This is a genomic window from Photorhabdus sp. P32 (assembly GCF_038085095.1).
Classification (GTDB): domain Bacteria; phylum Pseudomonadota; class Gammaproteobacteria; order Enterobacterales; family Enterobacteriaceae; genus Photorhabdus; species Photorhabdus luminescens.
On sequence record NZ_JAZGJN010000097.1, the window covers coordinates 1 to 1,059 of the forward strand.

The 1,059-nt window shown below is 33.7% G+C and carries 2 protein-coding genes; one reads left to right on the forward strand and one right to left on the reverse strand.

Features of this window, described 5'->3' with window-relative positions; genetic code table 11:
- Positions 1 to 189: transposase (locus V2H77_RS00445; protein ID WP_341497229.1), on the forward strand; the 189-nt coding region annotated here is incomplete at its 5' end.
- A 79-nt stretch (positions 190 to 268) separates the two neighbouring features.
- Here V2H77_RS00445 and V2H77_RS00450 read toward each other — a convergent pair.
- Positions 269 to 1,059 (reverse strand): hypothetical protein (locus V2H77_RS00450; RefSeq protein ID WP_341497230.1); only part of this gene is annotated, 791 nt, incomplete at its 5' end.

The following is a 1,059-nucleotide window of genomic DNA, read 5'->3' on the forward strand; positions in this document are numbered from 1 at the left end:
CCGCGTTTTATCATCGAAACGATTAATGGGCAATTAAAAACCCTTTCTCAAATAGAGCACTCGCGCCACCGAAGTATAACAGGATTTTTGTTGACCGTTTTAGGTGGTGTGATTGCTTACTGCCTTAAATTAAAAAAACCATCACTGAAAGTTTTCTACTCAGAGGACGATTTGCCAGTGATGGCTTAAACAGAATTAGGGTTAGTTAATTAAGGATGTTTAAAGAGCCTATGCTATCCACTGCATAGACTCTTAGATTATAGTAGTATTATTTGAATGGAGTCTTTAGAAAATCGAACCCTTCAGAGTTTCTGAATATTTCAAAATTGGTTTCTTTATCTCTTTGATTGGTAGCTTGTAGTTCATAAAGTTCACCGCTTGCACCTAAAAATGGTGCTGTTTGCGAAAAACCATCAGGAGCAAAACCAATGCAAACTAACGGCAAAGATATTTGAGAAATATAAGATCTATTTCTTAGCTCTTGGAAAGAGCCATTTCGATTTGACACCGGCCAAATTCTAGTAGCTGAATTTTTCTTATCAATACTGGTAATGAAACAGCCACCATCTATTTCGCCTTCATGGAAAAGGCTATTTAATTTGTTAATTGCTCTAAAAGAACTGGCTACATTCCCCGTTTCAAATTCAACACCTATTCTATAATGGTAATTGACTTCTTCAACATCGAAAAGATGTTCTATGCCATTAAGCTCCGGTATGCTGAAGCATAATCTGTCTACATACATTCCATAGAACATAGGGAATAATGTATATATAACATTACTGTGCAGTTTTTTGGATTCAATATATTTAAAGGCTACCTCAAGGATTTTTGTCTTATCTTTTATCTTATAAGCCAATCCCTTATATTCAACCATGATTAAACCATCAATTCTTTGTAGGTTTATACTGGTTTCACCCAAACAGTTGGGTAATAAATTTAAATTATATTGAAATTTACTGGAAATAAATGAAGCAGAATTCATTACACACGGAGTAATTCTGTTATTACTCTGCTTTCTCATAAAAGAACAATCGTTGATAATAAATTTATTATCAA